This window comes from Xenorhabdus sp. NBAII XenSa04 (assembly GCF_963866145.1).
Taxonomy (GTDB): Bacteria; Pseudomonadota; Gammaproteobacteria; order Enterobacterales; family Enterobacteriaceae; genus Xenorhabdus; species Xenorhabdus indica.
Window position 1 is genome coordinate 21351 of record NZ_CAWMEB010000404.1, and the last position, 19809, is coordinate 41159.

Sequence of the window (19809 nt, forward strand, 5' to 3'; positions counted from 1 at the left end):
TTAAGAGTTGAATAAAATGCGTTCCGTTGTTTAATGTTTTTCAATGAAACTGTGCACTTGATCATAAAAATATCCCAACCGATACAGTGGAAAGACAGGTTTTTCCTGAGATAATAGTGTAGTAAAGTCGAGTTATCGGTTAAACTAGTTATAATGTGTTGATATTTTTTTGTTCTACTGACACGTTTTAGCGATATGCAAGCACAATCTGTTAATCAAAGGTTTGTGCTTTGTAAATAAATAAGCAGGCACTTTTGTTATGACAGATAAAAGTGTTGAGAGGAATAAAAACCAAGACGATCCATGCCATCAAAAAAATTGATTAGCACTGTTTCAGATTTGGTTGTTATCCCTTCCCATGAATCGATGTGGTGCAATACTGCCAGTAAGTAAAAAGAGCAGACCCTTGACACCACTTTTGATGAGTAAGCAACGAGTATGTCTACATCTACTGGAGTTTTGGCCCACCACTGGGCGTTTGCGATTTTCCTGATAGGTGCTCTTGGTTTGTGTGCACTCATGTTACTGGGTGCGTACTTTCTTGGGGGCAGAGCGAAAGCCAGAGCAAAACATATACCTTATGAATCGGGTATCGATTCTGTCGGCAGTGCCCGTCTCCGTCTGTCGGCAAAGTTTTATCTGGTTGCCATGTTCTTTGTCATCTTCGACGTTGAAGCCCTTTACTTATATGCATGGTCAGTCTCTATCAAAGAGAGTGGCTGGTTAGGCTTTGCCGAAGCAAGCATTTTCATTTTGGTGTTATTGGCAGGCTTGGTTTATCTGGCACGTATCGGGGCATTGAATTGGACACCCGCACGTTCAAGGCGTCAGGTCAGTAAACCCAGCGTTGATGTTCATACCGCTAATGTTAATACCAACAACAGTCACATGCAGTAATAGCGAGGCATAAAGATGGATTATACGCTCACCCGCATAGATCCGAACGGTGAGAATGACCGTTATCCCCTGCAAAAACAGGAGCTTGTCAGCGATCCCCTTGAGCAGCACGTCCACCGTAGTGTCTATATGGGTAAATTAGAACATGCTCTGCATGACATGGTGAATTGGGGAAGGAAGAATTCCTTATGGCCTTATAACTTTGGCCTTTCCTGTTGTTATGTAGAAATGGTGACGTCTTTTACCGCCGTTCATGACGTAGCTCGTTTCGGTGCAGAAGTACTGCGAGCATCTCCCCGTCAGGCTGATTTCATGGTGATCTCAGGCACTTGTTTCGTCAAGATGGCTCCTGTTATCCAGCGTTTATATGACCAAATGCTGGAACCGAAGTGGGTCATTTCGATGGGAGCCTGTGCAAACTCAGGTGGTATGTATGATATTTACTCTGTTGTTCAGGGAGTTGATAAGTTTATTCCTGTTGATGTCTATATTCCGGGCTGTCCACCCCGCCCTGAAGCTTATATGCAGGCACTGCTGTTATTGCAGGAATCTATTGGCAAAGAACGTCGTCCACTGTCATGGGTTGTTGGTGATCAAGGGGTTTACCGCGCAAATATGCAATCAGAAAGAGAACGGAAGCGTGGTGAACGTATTGCAGTGACAAACCTGCGTACCCCAGATGAAATTTAAGGCTTTTAGCCATTAAGAATAACCAGAGCAATGTCGTAACTCAAAAATGTGTTGCGATCACATTAAACCCTGATCAAGCGTTGTGGTGAAGAATGATGACAGATCAGATAGCGCAAGAAAGCGTACGGCCTGCTTGGGAAACAAGGGATCACACGGATGATCCGGTCGTAAGCGAGCTTAATCGCCAATTTGGCCCTGATGCGTTTACCGTCCAGCCTACCCGAACCGGTCTACCGGTTGTCTGGGTAAAGCGGGAGCAATTGCTGGAAGTAATGACGTACCTGAAGAAGTTACCCAAACCTTATGTCATGCTGTTTGACTTGCATGGTATTGATGAACGTCAGCGTTCTCACCGACAAGGTCTGCCAGCGGCGGACTTTTCGGTGTTTTATCACTTGATTTCCATTGAGCGTAACCGTGACATCATGCTGAAAGTTGCGCTCAATGAAAAAGATCTGAATATCCCGACCATCACATCAATTTTTTCGAATGCCAATTGGTATGAACGTGAAACGTGGGAAATGTTTGGCATTACATTTAATGGTCATCCGAATTTACGTCGTATCCTGATGCCACCAACTTGGGAAGGTCATCCGCTGCGTAAGGAATATTCTGCGCGTGCCACAGAATTTGATCCTTTCATGTTGACTAAGCAGAAAGAAGATCTGGAAATGGAAGCGCTGACTTTCAAACCAGAAGAGTGGGGGATGAAACGCGGCACTGAAAATGAGGACTTTATGTTCCTTAATCTTGGGCCAAATCACCCCTCGGCTCACGGTGCATTCCGCATTATTCTTCAGCTTGATGGTGAAGAGATTGTTGATTGTGTTCCCGATATTGGTTATCACCACCGCGGTGCGGAAAAAATGGGGGAACGTCAGTCATGGCACAGTTATATCCCTTATACCGACCGGATCGAATATCTGGGGGGATGTGTCAACGAAATGCCTTATGTACTTGCTGTTGAGAAACTGGCTGGTATTGAGGTGCCTGAACGCGTGAAAGCTATCCGCGTCATGTTGTCTGAACTGTTTCGCATCAATAGCCACTTACTCTACATCAGTACCTTTATTCAGGACGTTGGGGCAATGACGCCCGTGTTCTTCGCCTTTACTGACCGACAGAAAGTTTACGATGTTGTTGAAGCCATTACCGGTTTTCGTATGCATCCAGCTTGGTTTCGTATCGGTGGTGTTGCCCATGACCTGCCGCGAGGCTGGGATAAACTTCTGCGTGAGTTGCTGGACTGGCTACCGAAGCGTTTGAATTCCTATGTCAAAGCAGCATTGAAAAATAGTGTCCTGAAAGGACGCTCTGTCGGGGTGGCGGCTTACAATGCTAAACAGGCACTGGATTGGGGCGTAACAGGCGCTGGTTTGCGCGCAACCGGCATTGGTTTCGATGTCCGTAAATGGCGCCCTTATTCCGGTTATGAAAACTTTGATTTTGAAGTACCGACTGGCTATAACGGTGACTGTTATGACCGTGTGATGCTGAAAGTGGAAGAAATCCGTCAGAGTATGCGCATCCTTGAACAGTGCCTCAAACATATGCCGGAAGGGCCGTTCAAGGCTGATCACCCACTGACCACCCCCCCTCCCAGAGAGCGTACCCTGCAACATATCGAAACCATGATTAACCACTTCCTTCAGGTGTCATGGGGGCCCGTCATGCCTGCCAATGAATCATTCCAGATGATCGAAGCGACTAAAGGGATCAACAGTTATTACCTGACCAGTGATGGTAGCACCATGAGTTACCGCACCCGTATCCGCACACCGAGTTTTGCTCATCTACAGCAGATCCCATCGGTGATCCGCGGTAGTCTGGTTTCTGATCTGATCGTTTATCTGGGTAGTATCGATTTTGTTATGTCTGATGTGGATCGCTAACGATGCAAAGTGAATTTAACGCAAACAAGCAAGCACGCCTTGATGTGGTTAACGTAACGGACGCTCAGACACCGAATGAGTTTGTACTGAGTGCCGGAGAACGTGATGCCATTGAGCAGGAAAAACACCACTACGAAGATCCGCGTGCAGCGTCAATTGAGGCACTGAAAATTGTGCAAAAACAGCGTGGTTGGGTGCCGGATGGTGCGATCTCAGCCATTGCTGAGGTTTTAGGTATTCCTGCCAGTGATGTGGAAGGTGTGGCGACATTTTACAGCCAGATTTACCGTCAGCCAGTAGGACGTCACATTATTCGTTATTGTGACAGTGTTGTTTGTCACATCACAGGCTATCAGGGGGTTCAGGCAGCAATAGAAAAACACCTGAACATTCGTCCGGGTCAAACCACCACAGATGGGCGTTTCACATTATTGCCAACCTGCTGTCTGGGTAATTGTGATAAAGGGCCAACCATGATGATTGATGATGATACTCACAGTTACGTGAAACCCGAAGAAATTGAAAAATTGCTGGAGCAGTATCAATGACAACGCATTCAGGTGTGAAAGAAATTATCCGCACGGCGGAAACTCATCCCCTGACATGGCGGTTGCGTGATGACCAACAACCTGTCTGGCTGGATGAATATCGTAACAAGAATGGTTACAAGGGAGCCGAAAGAGCACTGAAAGGCATGGCTCCTGATGAAGTTACCACATTAGTAAAAGATGCCGGTTTGAAGGGGCGCGGTGGTGCAGGTTTCTCTACAGGGTTGAAGTGGAGCCTGATGCCAAAAGATGAAAGCATGAATATCCGCTACCTGTTGTGTAATGCTGACGAAATGGAACCGGGCACGTATAAAGACCGCTTGTTGATGGAGCAACTACCGCACTTGCTGGTGGAAGGAATGCTGATCAGTGCTTTTGCTCTGAAAGCATACCGTGGCTATATCTTCCTGCGTGGTGAATATGTTGAATCTGCGATTCACCTGCGTAAAGCCATTGAAGAAGCAAAAGCGGTGGGGTTGCTTGGCAAAAATATTCTGGGCAGTGGTTTTGATTTTGAGTTGTTTGTTCATACCGGCGCGGGACGTTATATCTGCGGTGAAGAAACTGCACTGATTAACTCCCTTGAAGGGCGTCGTGCGAACCCTCGTTCTAAACCTCCATTCCCGGCAACCGCGGGTGTCTGGGGAAAACCAACTTGTGTCAATAACGTTGAAACGCTGTGCAACGTTCCGGCCATCCTCGAATATGGTAAAGAGTGGTACATCGGTTTAAGTGAAGGCAAAAGTAAAGATGCCGGCACCAAACTGATGGGGTTCTCTGGCCGGGTCAAAAATCCGGGCCTTTGGGAACTGCCTTTTGGTACTACAGCTCGTGAAATTCTTGAAGATTATGCTGGTGGTATGCGTGATGGGCTGAAATTCAAGGCCTGGCAGCCAGGTGGGGCGGGAACCGATTTCCTGACGGCAGATCACCTTGACTTACCGATGGATTTCGAAAATATCGCCAAAGCGGGCAGTCGTTTGGGAACGGCTCTTGCAATGGCAGTTGACCATGAAATTAATATGGTTTCCCTGACCCGTAACCTTGAAGAGTTCTTCGCCCGTGAATCCTGTGGCTGGTGTACACCATGCCGTGATGGTCTGCCCTGGAGTGTGAAAATTCTCCGCGCCATTGAAGAGAGGAAAGGGCAGCCTGGTGATATCGAAACTTTAGAACAACTCTGTCGTTTTCTCGGCCCTGGTAAAACTTTCTGTGCTCATGCCCCTGGTGCTGTAGAACCTTTGCAGAGTGCGATCAAATACTTCCGCGAAGAATTTGAAGCGGGGATTGTCACCAAAGATTACGGAAATACCAGTCTGATTGCGGGCATTCAGCCGAACCTGCTCAAGCAACGTTGGTAAGGTGGGTTTGCAGGAATAACCTGTAAGAATGGCGCGTAAGAACGGTTTGTTAAAGCAGAATTTTTGATTAACGCCTGCCACGGCAGGCCATTGGGAAGCATGCTGACTATGGCTACGATACATGTAGACGGCAAAGATTATGATGTAAACGGGGCTGATAACCTGTTACAAGCCTGCCTCTCATTGGGGCTTGATATACCTTATTTTTGCTGGCATCCAGCGCTAGGAAGCGTTGGCGCTTGCCGCCAGTGTGCGGTTAAGCAATATCAGAACGCGGAAGATACACGTGGTCGTCTGGTAATGTCTTGTATGACACCGGCTTCAGATGGCACCTATATCTCCATTGATGATGAAGAAGCAAAACAGTTCCGCGCAAGTGTCGTGGAATGGTTGATGACTAACCATCCCCATGACTGTCCTGTCTGTGAAGAAGGCGGAAACTGCCATTTGCAGGATATGACAGTGATGACCGGGCACTCGTTCCGTAAGTATCGTTTTACCAAACGCACTCACAGAAATCAGGAGCTGGGGCCATTCATTGCTCATGAGATGAACCGTTGTATCGCTTGCTACCGTTGTGTCCGCTACTACAAAGATTATGCGGATGGAACGGATTTGGGCGTTTATGGTGCTCATGACAACGTCTATTTTGGTCGTCCTGAAGATGGCACGCTGGAAAGTGAATTTTCCGGTAACCTGGTTGAAATCTGCCCGACAGGTGTTTTCACTGATAAAACGCACTCAGAGCGTTATAACCGTAAATGGGACATGCAGTTTGCACCGAGTATCTGTCAACAATGCAGTATCGGTTGTAACACCAGTCCGGGGGAACGTTACGGAGAATTGCGCCGGATCGAAAACCGTTATAACGGTACGATTAACCATTATTTCATGTGTGACCGTGGTCGCTTTGGTTATGGGTATGTCAACCGTAAAGATCGTCCTCGCCAACCACAGCAGCTTCGCGGCGATCAATGGATTTCGCTGAATGCTGAGCAAGTTATGCAGGGTGGAGCGGATATTCTGCGTCAGGCGAAAAATGCTATTGGTATTGGTTCACCACGTGCCAGTATTGAAAGTAATTTTGCGCTGCGTGAATTGGTCGGCGCAGAAAATTTTTACAGTGGCATTTCAGCGGAAGAGCAATATCGCCTTGATATGATGCTGGAAATTCTGCAACAAGGTGGTGTTTATACGCCGTCTCTGCGTGAAATTGAAGATTATGACGCAGTGTTAGTTCTGGGTGAAGATTTGACCCAAACAGCGGCCCGTATGGCATTGTCAGTTCGCCAGGCAGTCAAGGGCAAAGCGCGTGAGATGGCGGCAGCTCAGAAAGTGGCAGACTGGCAGATTGCGGCTGTAATGAATATCGGCCAACATGCCAAGTATCCGCTGTTCTTAACCAGCGTCGATAGTACCCGACTGGATGACGTTGCGGCATGGAATTACCACGCGCCGGTTGATGATCAGGCTCGCTTCGGTTTTGCTGTGGCACATGCTCTGAACAAAATAGCGCCTGCCGTCAATGACTTGTCGGATGAGCTGAAAGCGAAAGTAGAATTCGTTGCTCAAGCCCTGTGTGAAGCGAAAAAACCATTGATTATCAGTGGCAGTAATGCAGGCAGTGATACCCTGATTCAGGCAGCCGCTAATATTGCATGGGCGCTGAAAGATAATGGCGCTAATGTCGGTCTTTCTTATGTTGCAGCGTATGCGAACAGTCTTGGTTTGGCGATGATGGAAGCACAATCGCTGGATATAGCCCTACAGCGCATTGCCAAAGGGGACTCAGATACGGCTATCGTGATGGAAAATGATCTCTACCGTCATGCTCCGGCCGATAAAATTGATAGTGCTCTGGATAGCCTGAAAAACCTGATTGTTGTTGATCACCAACGTACTGCCATCATGGATAAAGCACACTTGATCCTGTCAGCTTCCAGTTTTGCTGAAAGTGACGGTACTCTGGTTAATCAGGAAGGTCGTGCTCAGCGTTACTTCCAGGTGTATGAGCCTGCATTCTATGACAAATCTGTTGTCATGCTGGAAAGCTGGCGCTGGATGCACTCTTTGTATACAACCTACACACAACGCCAGACGGACTGGACTCAGCTTGACCATGTGATTGAAGCGTGTGTCAAAGAGATGCCGCAATTCAAAGGCATCGTTAATGCAGCACCGGATGCCACATTCCGTATCCGTGGTCAGAAACTGGCTCGTTCACCTCATCGTTACAGCGGTCGTACTGCGATGCTCGCCAATATCAGTGTTCATGAACAGCGTCAGCCACAGGATATCGACACTGCATTTGCTTTCTCGATGGAAGGTAACAACAACCCGTTTGCTGAACGTCAGCAAATTCCATTTGCGTGGGCACCGGGTTGGAACTCACCACAAGCATGGAACAAATTCCAGGCAGAAGTGGGTGGTAAACTGCGTTTCGGTGATCCTGGAGTACGCCTGATTGAGACAGTCGATGGAGGGTTGAACTACTTTGACAGTATTCCGGCTACTTTTACTGCGCAGAAGAATGAATGGTACATCGCACCTTATTTCCACCTATTCGGTAGTGAGGAATTGTCTCAGCGTGCAGATGTCATTCAGGAACGTATGCCTGAGCCTTATGTGATGATAAATCGTCAGGATGCTGAAAAGCTGAATGTGAAGGAAGGTTCCATGATGGCATTTGATTGTGCGGGGCAGCAATTACGCTTAGCTGTGCGTTTAAGCGGCAATCTTGCTCAGGGGCAGATTGGCCTGCCGTTGGGAATGCCGGGCATTCCACCCGTTCTGGCAGGTAAATCAGTTAATAACTTACGGGAGGTTGCATAATGAATTGGATTACTCCCGAATTAATTGAGATTCTGATTTCTGTTCTGAAAGCGGTTGTCATTTTGCTGGTCGTGGTTGCCTGTGGGGCGTTTATGAGTTTTGGTGAACGTCGTCTGCTTGGGCTGTTCCAGAATCGCTACGGGCCAAACCGCGTAGGGTGGGGCGGGTCATTACAGCTTGTTGCTGACATGATCAAAATGTTTTTCAAAGAGGACTGGGTACCACGTTTCTCTGATCGGATGATCTTTACTTTGGCGCCTGTCATCGGGTTCTGTTCCCTGTTACTGGCCTTTGCCATTGTTCCGGTAAGTCCGACGTGGATGGCAGCAGATCTGAACATCGGTATTCTGTTTTTCATGATGATGGCGGGCCTGGCTGTTTACGCCGTATTATTTGCTGGCTGGTCAAGTAACAACAAGTATTCCTTGTTGGGAGCCATGCGTGCGTCAGCACAGACACTGAGTTATGAGGTGTTCATCGGGCTATCCATGATGGGGGTAGTGGCACAGGCTGGTTCTTTCAACATGGTAGACATCGTTAATTCACAACAACATTTGTGGAATATCATTCCCCAGTTCTTTGGTTTCTTGACCTTTGCCATCGCCGGTGTTGCGGTGTGTCACCGTCATCCTTTTGACCAACCGGAAGCAGAGCAAGAGCTGGCAGATGGTTATCATATCGAATATTCCGGCATGAAGTTCGGTATGTTCTTTGTCGGGGAATATATCGGTATTGTGACGGTATCCGCTTTAATCGTCACAATGTTCTTTGGTGGCTGGCATGGGCCTTTCCTGCCTCCATTTGTCTGGTTTGCGTTGAAAACAGCATTCTTCATGATGATGTTCATCCTGATCCGTGCCTCGTTACCGCGCCCGCGTTATGACCAGGTGGTGTCATTCGGCTGGAAAATCTGTCTGCCGTTAACTTTACTCAACCTGCTGGCGACTGCCGCAGTGATTTTATACAACGCTCAATAAAGGGGTGATTGAACCATGACATTAAAAGAGTTATTGGTTGGTTTTGCCACCCAGGTACGCAGTATTTGGATGATAGGGCTTCATGCCTTCCATAAACGCGAAACAAAAATGTATCCGGAAGAACCGGTTTATGTGCCACCCCGTTATCGTGGGCGCATCGTTCTGACGCGTGATCCTGACGGTGAAGAGCGTTGTGTCGCCTGTAACCTGTGTGCGGCAGTATGTCCGGTGGGATGTATCTCCCTGCAAAAAGCCGAACATAAAGATGGCCGCTGGTATCCTGAGTTTTTCCGTGTCAATTTCTCACGTTGTATCTTCTGCGGATTGTGTGAAGAAGCCTGTCCGACGACCGCTATCCAATTGACACCGGATTTTGAGTTGGGTGAATTTAAACGTCAGGATCTGGTGTATGAGAAAGAAGACCTGATGATTTCCGGGCCGGGTAAATACCCTGATTATAATTTTTACCGTAAGACAGGTATGGCGATTGATGGCAAAGATAAAGGTGAAGCCGACAATGAAGCCAAACCTATCGACGTAAAAAGCCTGTTGCCATAAGGAACGATATTCATGGAATTCACATTTTATATCGCAGGGCTGGTTGCCATCCTCGCAACACTCAGTGTAATCACGCACACCAATCCAGTACATGCGTTGCTGTATCTGGTTATCTCCCTGCTGGCACTTTCAGTTGTGTTCTTTTCACTGGGTGCTTACTTTGCTGGTGCATTGGAAATCATCGTTTATGCGGGGGCGATCATGGTGTTATTCGTCTTTGTCGTGATGATGCTGAATCTTGGTAAATCTGTTGTTGAACAAGAAAGGGGATGGTTGAAACCGAGAGCCTGGATTGGCCCGGCTATTCTTTCAACCATATTACTGATTGTCTTGATCTTTGCCATTAACAGTCTGCCGGAGGCTGAAATTAGTGGTGAAGTAGTCAGTGCCAAGGAAGTGGGCATCAGCTTATTTGGGCCTTATGTACTGGCAGTAGAACTGGCATCCTTGCTGTTACTGGCCGGACTTGTGGTGGCTTATCACGTTGGTCGTGAAAGCCGTCAGGGTGAAGTGATCAGCAATCGTGTGGAGGACTAACAATGATACCTTTGGAACATGGTCTGATTCTGGCGGCTATTCTATTTGCATTGGGCTTCACTTGCCTGATCATCCGCCGCAATCTGCTATTTATGCTGATAGGTCTGGAAATCATGATCAATGCTTCAGCGCTGGCATTTGTCGTTGCTGGTAGCTACTGGCTCCAGCCTGATGGTCAGGTGATGTACATTCTGGCCATTACTTTGGCAGCAGCCGAGGCGAGTATCGGTCTGGCACTGTTACTACAGTTGTACCGTCGTCGCCAGAACCTGAATATTGATATAGTCAGTGAGATGCGCGGATGAACTTACTCTATTTAACAATTCTATTGCCACTGTTGGGATTTTTGCTGTTGGCATTCTCCCGTGGCCGCTGGTCTGAAAATCTGTCCGCGTCCATTGGCATTGGTTCTGTCGGGTTGGCAGCACTGGTCACACTTTGGGTCGGAATGGATTTTCTCTCCCAAAACAGCATGGCTCAAAATGAAACAGGTGGGTTTGTTTACAGTCAGACATTGTGGAACTGGATGAGTGTGGATAGTTTCAGCATTCCAGTCAATCTGGTATTGGATGGACTGTCATTAACTATGTTGAGTGTCGTAACCGGTGTCGGTTTCCTGATCCACATTTATGCTTCATGGTATATGCGTGGTGAGGAAGGTTACTCTCGTTTTTTCGCCTATACCAACCTGTTTATCGCCAGTATGGTGGTCTTGGTTCTGGCTGATAACATGCTGCTGATGTATCTCGGTTGGGAAGGAGTGGGGTTGTGTAGTTACCTGTTGATCGGTTTTTACTATAAAACGCCTGCCAATGGCGCTGCGGCGATGAAAGCCTTTATCGTGACGCGAGTAGGTGACGTTTTCCTCGCTATTGGCATGTTTATCCTCTACGACCAGCTTGGTACGTTGAGTTTCCGCGAACTGGCGGTACTGGCCCCACAATATATCGAAGCGGGTTCTACTGCAATCACATGGGCAACCTTGATGATTCTGGGCGGAGCTGTAGGTAAATCGGCTCAATTACCACTGCAAACATGGTTGGCAGATGCGATGGCAGGCCCAACACCAGTTTCTGCTTTGATCCATGCAGCGACCATGGTTACCGCAGGTGTCTATCTGATTGCTCGCAGCCATGTTCTGTTCTTAATGGCACCTGATATTTTGCATCTGGTGGGCATTATTGGTGCGGTGACCTTGCTGTTGGCAGGCTTTGCAGCATTGGTTCAGACTGATATCAAACGTGTACTTGCCTATTCTACTATGAGCCAGATTGGTTATATGTTTCTGGCATTGGGCGTACAGGCATGGGATGCGGCTATCTTCCATTTGATGACCCATGCGTTCTTCAAGGCACTGTTATTCCTTGCTTCTGGCTCGGTGATTCTGGCTTGCCACCATGAGCAGAACATTTTCAAAATGGGGGGATTAAGTAAACGTATTCCATTTGTGTATCTCTGCTTCCTGGTGGGAGGCTCGGCGTTATCTGCTTTGCCTTTGCTGACAGCAGGTTTCTACAGTAAAGATGAAATTCTGTGGGGTGCACTGGCAAATGGTCACATGAATCTGATGCTTGCAGGGCTGATTGGTGCACTAATGACCTCACTGTATACCTTCCGCATGATCTTTATCGTGTTTCATGGAGGGGAAAATACCAAAGCACATTCAGTTAAAGGAATTACTCATACCTTGCCACTGTCAGTGCTGTTAGTGCTGTCCACTTTTGTGGGGGCGCAGATTGTACCACCTTTGGTGGGTGTTCTGCCGTCGGAAAACAGTATTGCAGGACATGATGGCAAAATGACACTAGAAATTGTTTCCGGTGTGGTTGCCGTACTTGGCATTTTGCTGGCCGCAGCCTTGTATCTTGGCAAACGTGGTTTGGTTAATGCGACAGCAAACAGTGCTCCGGGGCGTTTTTTCTCCACATGGTGGTTCCACGCCTGGGGATTTGATGCTCTGTATGACTGGGTATTTGTAAAACCATTCAAAGGTATTACACAACTGTTGCGGAATGATCCTCTGAACTCATTGATGAATGTCCCTGCCGTATTGTCCCGTTGGGGCAATAAAGGGCTTGGTTTAAGTGAGAACGGACAAATCCGTTGGTACGCTACCTCTATGGGGTTGGGTGCAGTGCTGGTTTTAGCTCTGCTGCTTTTGATTTAATTAAGGGACACATTGCGCCATGCTACTACCTTGGCTAATTCTTCTGCCCTTCATCGGAGGCCTGCTGTGTTGGCAGGCAGAGCGCTTCGGCACCCGTATGCCGCGTTGGATAGCGCTTCTGGCGATGGGGCTGACTCTGTTGCTTTCTCTGTACCTCTGGTTGCAGGGAGGCTATACGCTGACCAACCCACAAGGCATTCCACAGTGGCAATCAGAGTTCCTGCTGCCGTGGATACCACGTTTTGGCATCTCCATCCATTTGGCTCTGGATGGATTGTCACTGTTGATGGTGGTCTTGACTGCACTGTTAGGTTTAATGGCAATCCTCTGTTCGTGGAATGAGAACCAGCCATATCAGGGTTTCTTTCATCTGAACCTATTGTGGATCCTTGGCGGTGTGATGGGCGTATTCCTTGCCATTGACCTGTTCCTGTTCTTCTTCTTCTGGGAAGTGATGCTGGTGCCGATGTACTTCCTGATCGCACTATGGGGTCACAGAGGTTCACAAGGCAAAACTCGTATTACGGCCGCGACGAAATTCTTCATTTATACTCAGGCCAGTGGTCTGGTGATGTTGATTTCGATTCTGGCACTGGCTTTCATCTACCACGATGCAACCGGAGAATGGTCATTCAGCTATGAAAAACTGCTGGATACCCCGATGTCGCATACCGTCCAATATTTGTTGATGTTGGGATTCTTCATCGCATTTGCTGTGAAAATGCCAGTTGTGCCTTTGCACGGATGGTTACCGGATGCCCATAGTCAGGCACCAACTGCGGGCTCTGTTGACCTCGCGGGGATCTTGCTGAAAACAGCGGCATATGGTCTGCTGCGTTTCAGTCTGCCTTTGTTTCCACAAGCTTCTGCGGAATTTGCACCAATCGCTATGTGGTTGGGGGTCATCGGCATTTTCTACGGAGCATGGATGGCTTTCAGCCAGACCGATATCAAACGTCTGATTGCTTATACCAGTGTTTCACACATGGGCTTTGTTCTGATCGCTATTTATACCGGCAGCCAATTGGCTTATCAGGGAGCGGTGATCCAGATGATTGCACATGGTTTGTCAGCCGCAGGGCTATTCATTCTGTGTGGTCAGTTGTATGAACGCCTGCATACCCGTGATATGCGTCAGATGGGTGGCCTGTGGGCAAGAATCCAATTGTTGCCAGCGATATCTCTGTTCTTCGCTGTGGCGACATTGGGTATGCCGGGAACCGGTAACTTTGTTGGTGAATTCATGATCCTGTTTGGCAGTTTCAGTAAATTCACTTTAGTTACTACTGTATCCGTGTTTGGTTTAGTTTTTGCTTCTGTGTACGCCTTATACCTGATGCAGAAGGCTTACTACGGAACGCCGAAATCAGATGAACCATTACCACGGATGGATGCGCGAGAAATTTCTATTTTGCTGCTGCTGGTTGTCTTGCTGGTTATTCTTGGTGTTTACCCGCAACCAATTCTTGATACCTCGGCTGCGGCGATGAGCAACATCCAGAATTGGTATTCAGCTTCACTTTTAACTACAGGGCCGTAATTCGCCATGACAATAACTTCTGAACAATTGATCGCACTGTTGCCGCTATTGATCGTTGGGTTGACGGTGGTGGTTGTGATGCTGTCCATTGCATGGCGACGCGATCATTTCACCAATGTCACCTTGACAGTGATTGGTTTAAACCTAGCCCTGCTTTCTCTCTATTTTGTTGGGTTGCAGGAGCCGATGGATGTCACTCCACTGATCCATGTGGATCGTTTTGCAATGTTCTATACTGCCCTGGTGCTGATTGCGAGCCTGGCAACGACGACATTCGCCTATTCATGGTTGGAAAATTATCCCGATAACAAAGAAGAGTTTTACCTGTTGGTGTTGATTGCGGCTGCCGGAGGCGTTCTGCTTGCTTCTGCAAACCACATGGCATCACTGTTTATCGGTATTGAGCTGATTACTTTGCCACTGTTTGGTTTGATCGGTTACGCATTCCGCCAAAAGCGCTCACTGGAAGCGAGTATCAAATATATGCTGCTGTCTGCGGCAGCATCCTCGTTCCTGCTATTCGGTATTGCACTGCTGTATGCTGAATCAGGTGATCTGTCCTTTGCATCACTGGGCAGAAGCCTGAGTGACAGTAAACTTCATGAACCTCTGGTTCTGGCTGGATTGGGGATGATGATTGTGGGTTTGGGTTTCAAACTTTCCCTCGTTCCTTTCCAGCTTTGGACACCTGATGTTTATCAGGGCGCGCCGGCACCCGTATCGACCTTTTTGGCAACAGCAAGTAAAGTCGCTATCTTTGCCGTAGTAATGCGTCTGTTTATTGAAGCACCGGTGACCGACAGCGAGACTTTGCGCACTGTGTTAACTGTGATTGCAATCTCCTCTATCCTGTTTGGTAACTTGTTGGCACTGACGCAGAGCAATATCAAACGACTGCTCGGTTACTCATCCATTGCACATTTAGGTTATTTGCTGGTGGTGTTAATCGCCATTAAAGACTATACCCTGGCAGAAGAGACCGCGGGTCTTTACCTGGCCGGTTATCTGCTTGCCAGCATTGGTGCATTTGGGGTAGTCAGCCTGATGTCCAGCCCGTACAGAGGCCCTGATGCTGAATCACTATTCTCCTATCGTGGCCTGTTCTGGCATAAACCCATCCTGTCGGCTGTTATGACGATCATGATGTTGTCACTGGCGGGAATACCGTTAACATTTGGTTTCATTGGTAAATTCTATGTTATTGCAACAGGTGTTGAGGCCAGATTGTGGTGGTTGACCGGAGCAGTGGTAGTGGGAAGTGCGATTGGCCTTTATTATTACCTGCGTGTGATGGTGAGTTTATACCTGCCAGCACCGAAAGCACTGAATCGCGACACGCCAAGAAACTGGGCGTTAACCTCCGGTGGTATTGTTGTGTTGCTTACCGCATTACTGGTGTTGCTCCTTGGTGTTTGGCCACAGCCATTGATTGATATTGTCCAACAGGCGAAAAGTGTTATGTAAGGCATGGTATTAATTAATATTATTAGAGACCCAGCCATGATTAGCTGGGTCTTTGTTTATGTAAAATAAACCAAAAGAGAGAGAAAGGAACGATCAGTAACGAGATGATAACTATTGTTCAGTAAGGTTGATAGAATGGGTGCCCTTTTCTTGAAGCTATAGCCAACCATGACATGCAAGGTAAGTTAATTAGCATGGTTATAACTGTTTCATATCCTCAAAAGTTGGGCCCTGAAAATAAATTGCACTAATATGGCAACTGCGAGGTTGGGTCAAAACAAATCGTATGGATTCCCACACTGAGCGCCCGTTCAGTACTTGTTTACCCATTGTTTGATGGTCATCCAGATCTTCATCAAAACCATTAATTTCAAAATCAGGAGGATAGATTCCGGTTACGCGAATATTATCTTTGCTCAATTGATGGGAAATAGTCTGGCAAAAGCCACTCATTGCATGTTTGGCCGCGAAAAATACCGGATGTGCGACAGAGCGGATAAAGTTTGGAATGCCGCAGACTGACACCATTGCAATAATATCAGCTCCTTGAGACTTACGCAGGCTTGGTAATAACATTTTGGTCAATAGCATGGAACCCGTCGCACCGGAATTCATTGTGCTGATGATATCTTCATCACTGTCATTATCACTCAGATTGCCTTCCAGCCATTGGGCTGCACTCAGTATCAGAATATTGATGGGTTTACTGTCTTGTAGTAATTGATTGGCAAAGTTGCGAACTGATTGTGCATCGCTGACATCACATTGATAACTTCTTGCAATCCCACCTTCACCCTGAATGATTTCACGAGTCTCTTCGGCACGTTCTAATTGACGAGCACAGAGGTCAACATGTGCACCTTCCCGTGCGAACCAGACAGAAATGGCCTGCCCAAAATCACGGCCTCCGCCTGTTACCACAACTCGTTTACCTTTTAATCCATCTAACTTATCTAATCTATTTAACATAGCGTTAACTTCCTTATGTCAGTTATTAACCTGAGTGAGAGATCATTGCACTATCGGTCATATGCTATTAATAAATCACACGGAAAAATGAGGTTAATGTTTTTTATTGTTAATTTATTAACTATTAATGTTATTTGTTTGTTAATAATGGTGGTTGTCTACCTCGCTGTGAGTACAGCTGCTCTGATTTTTATGTTAAGGTGACCATGAACGTAGCTTGAGTGAATTATGAGCGCAAAAGATCTACAGGATGGGTAACCCTTAATTGAGGTTATATTTATTTTATTGAAATTTCGACAAAATATTTTTTGGATTGATATAGGAGATAGTGTCGGACACTAATTTTGAAGGATGAGTATGAGTCAAGATAATACTGGACAGGTAAAGACGAAAACTTACATTAACCCACCAGTCTTTTTCTTCTCGGCATTTTTGATCATTGCACTGGTCGCATTTGCTGGTTTGAAACCGGAGCTTGCCGATAGGTGGTTTAAATCTTTGCAGCAAGACTTGTTTGTTAATGCTAGTTGGTTTTATATCCTTGCCGTTGCGTTGATTTTACTTTCAGTTACCTATTTGGGTTTATCCAGATACGGCAATATAAAGCTTGGCCCTGACCATGCAGAACCTGATTTCAGTTATTTTTCCTGGTTTGCCATGCTTTTTTCTGCGGGAATGGGTATTGGATTGATGTTCTTTGGTGTGGCTGAACCTGTCATGCATTATCTGTCACCACCGGTGGGCACACCTGAAAGTATTGCTGCGGCTAAACAGGCGATGAAGTTAACTTTCTTTCATTGGGGGCTTCACGCCTGGGCAATCTATGCCATTGTGGCTTTGATTCTGGCATTTTTTAGCTATCGGCATGGTTTGCCTTTAACACTGCGCTCTGCGCTGTATCCGATTATTGGTGATAAAATTCATGGGCCAATTGGTCATGCTGTCGATATCTTTGCGGTTATTGGTACAGTATTTGGCGTAGCCACGTCTTTGGGCTATGGCATTCTCCAAGTGAATGCTGGTCTTAATCATCTATTTGATTTACCTATCAATGGGACGGTACAGGTTGTATTGATCATTACAATCACTGCTCTGGCTACCATTTCGGTTATTTCTGGTTTAGAGAAAGGCATCCGTGTTTTATCTGAGTTGAATTTAGGGCTGGCATTTTTATTGTTGATTCTGGTTGTTGCTTTGGGACCAACGGTACTGCTGTTGAAGTCCTTTGTGGAAAATACGGGCGGCTACCTTTCGGATATTGTCAGCAAAACATTTAACCTGTATGCCTATGAACCTAAGTCCAGTAATTGGTTAGGGGGATGGACGTTACTGTATTGGGGATGGTGGCTATCCTGGTCTCCATTCGTTGGGATGTTTATCGCCAGAGTTTCCAGAGGCCGGACAATCAGGGAATTTGTCACTGGTGTTTTGTTCGTACCCAGTGGTTTTACTCTGATGTGGATGACGGCATTTGGTAATAGTGCGATTGACATGATTGCTAATCAGGGAGCCAAAGAATTAGCCAGCATCGTACAGACAGATGTTTCCCTGGCGCTGTTCAATTTTCTGGAGCATTTTCCACTGCCTACCGTTTTATCGTTCATTGCAATGATCATGGTCGTGATGTTCTTTATCACTTCTGCTGATTCTGGTGCCATGGTGGTTGATACACTGGCTTCTGGTGGAGCTCATCATACACCTATCTGGCAGCGGATTTTCTGGGCAGGTTTGATGGGAGCAGTTGCCATTGCTTTATTGATTGCAGGGGGCTTATCTGCTTTGCAAACAGTAACGATCGCCAGTGCGCTTCCTTTCTCGATAATTTTGTTGATATCGATATATGGCTTGCTTAAGGCATTACGAATTGACGCTTATAAGAAAGACAGCCAGCAGATGACCACAATAGCGCCTCCGGCCAGCCGTAACCCGATCCCATGGCAGCGAAGATTAAGAAATATTGTTTATTACCCTAAAAGTTCGCAGGTAAAACGCTTTATGGGCGAAGTCATTCAGCAGGCAATGAGTATGGTGGCTGGAGAATTGGCAAAGCAGAATAAAGTTGTTGTCATCAATGATGAACTGGATGACCGCATTCATCTGGAAGTGGATTTTGGCGAAAATCTTAATTTTGTCTATGAAGTTCGTCTGCGAGGTTATATTCAACCAGCGTTTGCTATTGTGGGTCTGGAAGATAATGAAAGAAGTGAGGAACAAAAATATTATCGTGCTGAAGTTTACCTTAAAGAGGGTGGACAGGATTACGATCTGATGGGATGGACTCAGGAACAGATCATCCACGATATTTTGGATCAATACGAAAAGCACATTCACTTTTTGCATTTAGTCCGTTAACCAATATGGCCTGTTAACAGAAAATTCCAATCCCTGGGCTTACAATCCGGGGATTTTTTATGCGCATAATTTTGTATAAATGTCTATCTCTTCATTTCAATCTGTAATGTGATTTACTCCATATTATTGTGCTTTTTTTCTTTTTCCATCGGTATGTTTGATTTGCAGTGACTATGCTTGTACTCAGTGACGTACTTTTGAAAATATTTTATAGATGTACTGTTGGCGGAAAACACGTTAAATCAGGAGCATTCAATGTTAAAAACACTACTGAATCGTGATGTTATTCAATGGATTCCTGGTGTTAAAGATTGGCAAGAGGCCATTGAGTTAGCCTGTCAGCCGCTTATCGATAATGCAGCGATTCAGCCGAGTTATGTCGATGCCATTTATCGTGCCCATGAAGAGTTTGGTCCTTATTACGTGATTGGTTCAGGTATTGCGATCCCCCATGCGAGACCGGAGCAGGGAGCCAATCGTCTTGCCCTGAGCCTGACGTTTATCAAACAAGGTGTCATGTTTGGCTCTGTGGAAAATGATCCGGTCAAGTTACTGTTCGTATTTGCTACAACAAGCAGTGATAGCCATATAGAAGTGATCGCTGAACTTGCAGGATTATTTGATGATCAGCCAAAAATCAATCGATTAATGCAGGCTAAAAACCAAGACGAGATTTTTTCTATTGTTCAAGAATATTAACCAATATTTTTATTTAACAGGAAAATAAGATGAAAATTACCGTTGTTTGTGGTCATGGTTTAGGGACCAGCCTGATAATGGAGATAAGTATTAAAAATATTTTGCAGGAATTAGGCGTTGAAGCCAGTGTTGAACATACAGATTTAGGTTCAGCAAAAGCGGCCAAGAGCGATATTTTCATTGCGACAAAAGATATTGCAGAACAACTGATTAAACAGCAGATAGCTCAGAAAATCATTGTATTAGAAAATATGTTAGATAAATCTGCCATGAAAGTGCGTTTATCTGCGGTATTGCAAGAACTCGGTAAATTGTAGTTGGAGAAA

At 46.3% G+C, this 19809-nt stretch carries 17 protein-coding genes; 16 read left to right on the plus strand and 1 reads right to left on the minus strand.

The features are described 5' to 3' along the window. The first annotated feature begins 438 nt into the window (after positions 1–438). The 13 genes from AAC147_RS14375 (at position 439) to nuoN (ending at position 15463) form a co-directional block, all read left to right on the plus strand. Positions 439–897, plus strand: a complete 459-nt coding sequence (locus AAC147_RS14375; RefSeq protein WP_047682314.1) for an NADH-quinone oxidoreductase subunit A — start codon at positions 439–441, stop codon at positions 895–897. Between the two features lie 15 nt (positions 898–912). Next, positions 913–1587, plus strand: coding sequence for a NuoB/complex I 20 kDa subunit family protein (locus tag AAC147_RS14380; RefSeq protein ID WP_047682317.1), 675 nt, complete (start codon positions 913–915; stop codon positions 1585–1587). A gap of 92 nt (positions 1588–1679) precedes the next feature. After that, the gene (nuoC, locus tag AAC147_RS14385; RefSeq protein WP_187650440.1) at positions 1680–3479 is read left to right on the plus strand and encodes an NADH-quinone oxidoreductase subunit C/D; all 1800 of its coding nucleotides are present in this window, start codon (positions 1680–1682) and stop codon (positions 3477–3479) included. 2 nt (positions 3480–3481) lie between these two features. Beyond that, positions 3482–4027: an NADH-quinone oxidoreductase subunit NuoE gene (nuoE, locus tag AAC147_RS14390; protein ID WP_047682321.1), complete on the plus strand. Its 546-nt coding sequence runs from the start codon at positions 3482–3484 to the stop codon at positions 4025–4027. After that, positions 4024–5388, plus strand: coding sequence for an NADH-quinone oxidoreductase subunit NuoF (gene nuoF, locus AAC147_RS14395; protein ID WP_047682323.1), 1365 nt, complete (start codon positions 4024–4026; stop codon positions 5386–5388). The genes nuoE and nuoF overlap by 4 nt, the downstream gene beginning before the upstream one ends. Before the next feature lie 108 nt (positions 5389–5496). Next, positions 5497–8220, plus strand: a complete 2724-nt coding sequence (nuoG, locus tag AAC147_RS14400) for an NADH-quinone oxidoreductase subunit NuoG (protein ID WP_156115368.1) — start codon at positions 5497–5499, stop codon at positions 8218–8220. Further along, positions 8220–9197: an NADH-quinone oxidoreductase subunit NuoH gene (gene nuoH, locus AAC147_RS14405; RefSeq protein WP_047682327.1), complete on the plus strand. Its 978-nt coding sequence runs from the start codon at positions 8220–8222 to the stop codon at positions 9195–9197. Before nuoG ends, nuoH begins: the two co-directional genes overlap by 1 nt. 15 nt (positions 9198–9212) lie before the next feature. Then, the gene (gene nuoI / locus AAC147_RS14410; protein WP_047682329.1) at positions 9213–9755 is read left to right on the plus strand and encodes an NADH-quinone oxidoreductase subunit NuoI; all 543 of its coding nucleotides are present in this window, start codon (positions 9213–9215) and stop codon (positions 9753–9755) included. A 12-nt stretch (positions 9756–9767) separates the two neighbouring features. Beyond that, positions 9768–10292, plus strand: a complete 525-nt coding sequence (gene nuoJ, locus AAC147_RS14415) for an NADH-quinone oxidoreductase subunit J (RefSeq protein ID WP_047682331.1) — start codon at positions 9768–9770, stop codon at positions 10290–10292. Positions 10293–10294: 2 nt separating this feature from the next. Then, positions 10295–10597 carry an NADH-quinone oxidoreductase subunit NuoK gene (gene nuoK, locus AAC147_RS14420; protein ID WP_038268170.1) on the plus strand — a complete coding sequence of 101 codons (303 nt, stop codon included), beginning with the start codon at positions 10295–10297 and terminating at the stop codon, positions 10595–10597. Continuing rightward, complete coding sequence (gene nuoL / locus AAC147_RS14425; RefSeq protein ID WP_047682333.1) at positions 10594–12459, plus strand: NADH-quinone oxidoreductase subunit L; 1866 nt, start codon at positions 10594–10596, stop codon at positions 12457–12459. Before nuoK ends, nuoL begins: the two co-directional genes overlap by 4 nt. A 19-nt stretch (positions 12460–12478) precedes the next feature. Next, entirely contained in the window at positions 12479–13999 is a 1521-nt protein-coding gene (gene nuoM / locus AAC147_RS14430) for an NADH-quinone oxidoreductase subunit M (protein ID WP_047682335.1), read from the plus strand. Positions 14000–14005: 6 nt separating this feature from the next. Beyond that, a complete protein-coding gene (gene nuoN, locus AAC147_RS14435; RefSeq protein ID WP_047682337.1) occupies positions 14006–15463 on the plus strand; it encodes an NADH-quinone oxidoreductase subunit NuoN in 1458 nt (485 codons plus the stop codon). Positions 15464–15661: 198 nt separating this feature from the next. Here the strand turns inward: nuoN and AAC147_RS14440 are convergent, their stop codons facing one another. Further along, the gene (locus AAC147_RS14440; RefSeq protein ID WP_047682339.1) at positions 15662–16432 is read right to left on the minus strand and encodes an SDR family oxidoreductase; all 771 of its coding nucleotides are present in this window, start codon (positions 16430–16432) and stop codon (positions 15662–15664) included. A 357-nt stretch (positions 16433–16789) separates the two neighbouring features. Between AAC147_RS14440 and betT the strand changes: the two genes are divergently transcribed. From betT to AAC147_RS14455, 3 genes are all read left to right on the plus strand, one after another. Next, positions 16790–18784, plus strand: a complete 1995-nt coding sequence (gene betT, locus AAC147_RS14445) for a choline BCCT transporter BetT (protein WP_047682341.1) — start codon at positions 16790–16792, stop codon at positions 18782–18784. A 255-nt stretch (positions 18785–19039) separates the two neighbouring features. Continuing rightward, positions 19040–19483, plus strand: coding sequence for a PTS sugar transporter subunit IIA (locus AAC147_RS14450; RefSeq protein ID WP_047682343.1), 444 nt, complete (start codon positions 19040–19042; stop codon positions 19481–19483). Positions 19484–19512: 29 nt separating this feature from the next. After that, positions 19513–19800 carry a PTS sugar transporter subunit IIB gene (locus tag AAC147_RS14455; RefSeq protein ID WP_047682345.1) on the plus strand — a complete coding sequence of 96 codons (288 nt, stop codon included), beginning with the start codon at positions 19513–19515 and terminating at the stop codon, positions 19798–19800. Positions 19801–19809: the final 9 nt, after the last annotated feature.

What these genes read in the sequence shown, in the direction of transcription:
- AAC147_RS14375 (WP_047682314.1), top strand. Translation starts at nt 439, where the DNA reads ATGTCTACATCTACTGGAGTTTTGGCCCACCACTGGGCGTTTGCGATT.
- AAC147_RS14380 (WP_047682317.1), top strand. Translation starts at nt 913, where the DNA reads ATGGATTATACGCTCACCCGCATAGATCCGAACGGTGAGAATGACCGT.
- nuoC (WP_187650440.1), top strand. Translation starts at nt 1,680, where the DNA reads ATGATGACAGATCAGATAGCGCAAGAAAGCGTACGGCCTGCTTGGGAA.
- nuoE (WP_047682321.1), top strand. Translation starts at nt 3,482, where the DNA reads ATGCAAAGTGAATTTAACGCAAACAAGCAAGCACGCCTTGATGTGGTT.
- nuoF (WP_047682323.1), top strand. Translation starts at nt 4,024, where the DNA reads ATGACAACGCATTCAGGTGTGAAAGAAATTATCCGCACGGCGGAAACT.
- nuoG (WP_156115368.1), top strand. Translation starts at nt 5,497, where the DNA reads ATGGCTACGATACATGTAGACGGCAAAGATTATGATGTAAACGGGGCT.
- nuoH (WP_047682327.1), top strand. Translation starts at nt 8,220, where the DNA reads ATGAATTGGATTACTCCCGAATTAATTGAGATTCTGATTTCTGTTCTG.
- nuoI (WP_047682329.1), top strand. Translation starts at nt 9,213, where the DNA reads ATGACATTAAAAGAGTTATTGGTTGGTTTTGCCACCCAGGTACGCAGT.
- nuoJ (WP_047682331.1), top strand. Translation starts at nt 9,768, where the DNA reads ATGGAATTCACATTTTATATCGCAGGGCTGGTTGCCATCCTCGCAACA.
- nuoK (WP_038268170.1), top strand. Translation starts at nt 10,295, where the DNA reads ATGATACCTTTGGAACATGGTCTGATTCTGGCGGCTATTCTATTTGCA.
- nuoL (WP_047682333.1), top strand. Translation starts at nt 10,594, where the DNA reads ATGAACTTACTCTATTTAACAATTCTATTGCCACTGTTGGGATTTTTG.
- nuoM (WP_047682335.1), top strand. Translation starts at nt 12,479, where the DNA reads ATGCTACTACCTTGGCTAATTCTTCTGCCCTTCATCGGAGGCCTGCTG.
- nuoN (WP_047682337.1), top strand. Translation starts at nt 14,006, where the DNA reads ATGACAATAACTTCTGAACAATTGATCGCACTGTTGCCGCTATTGATC.
- AAC147_RS14440 (WP_047682339.1), bottom strand. Translation starts at nt 16,432, where the DNA reads ATGTTAAATAGATTAGATAAGTTAGATGGATTAAAAGGTAAACGAGTT.
- betT (WP_047682341.1), top strand. Translation starts at nt 16,790, where the DNA reads ATGAGTCAAGATAATACTGGACAGGTAAAGACGAAAACTTACATTAAC.
- AAC147_RS14450 (WP_047682343.1), top strand. Translation starts at nt 19,040, where the DNA reads ATGTTAAAAACACTACTGAATCGTGATGTTATTCAATGGATTCCTGGT.
- AAC147_RS14455 (WP_047682345.1), top strand. Translation starts at nt 19,513, where the DNA reads ATGAAAATTACCGTTGTTTGTGGTCATGGTTTAGGGACCAGCCTGATA.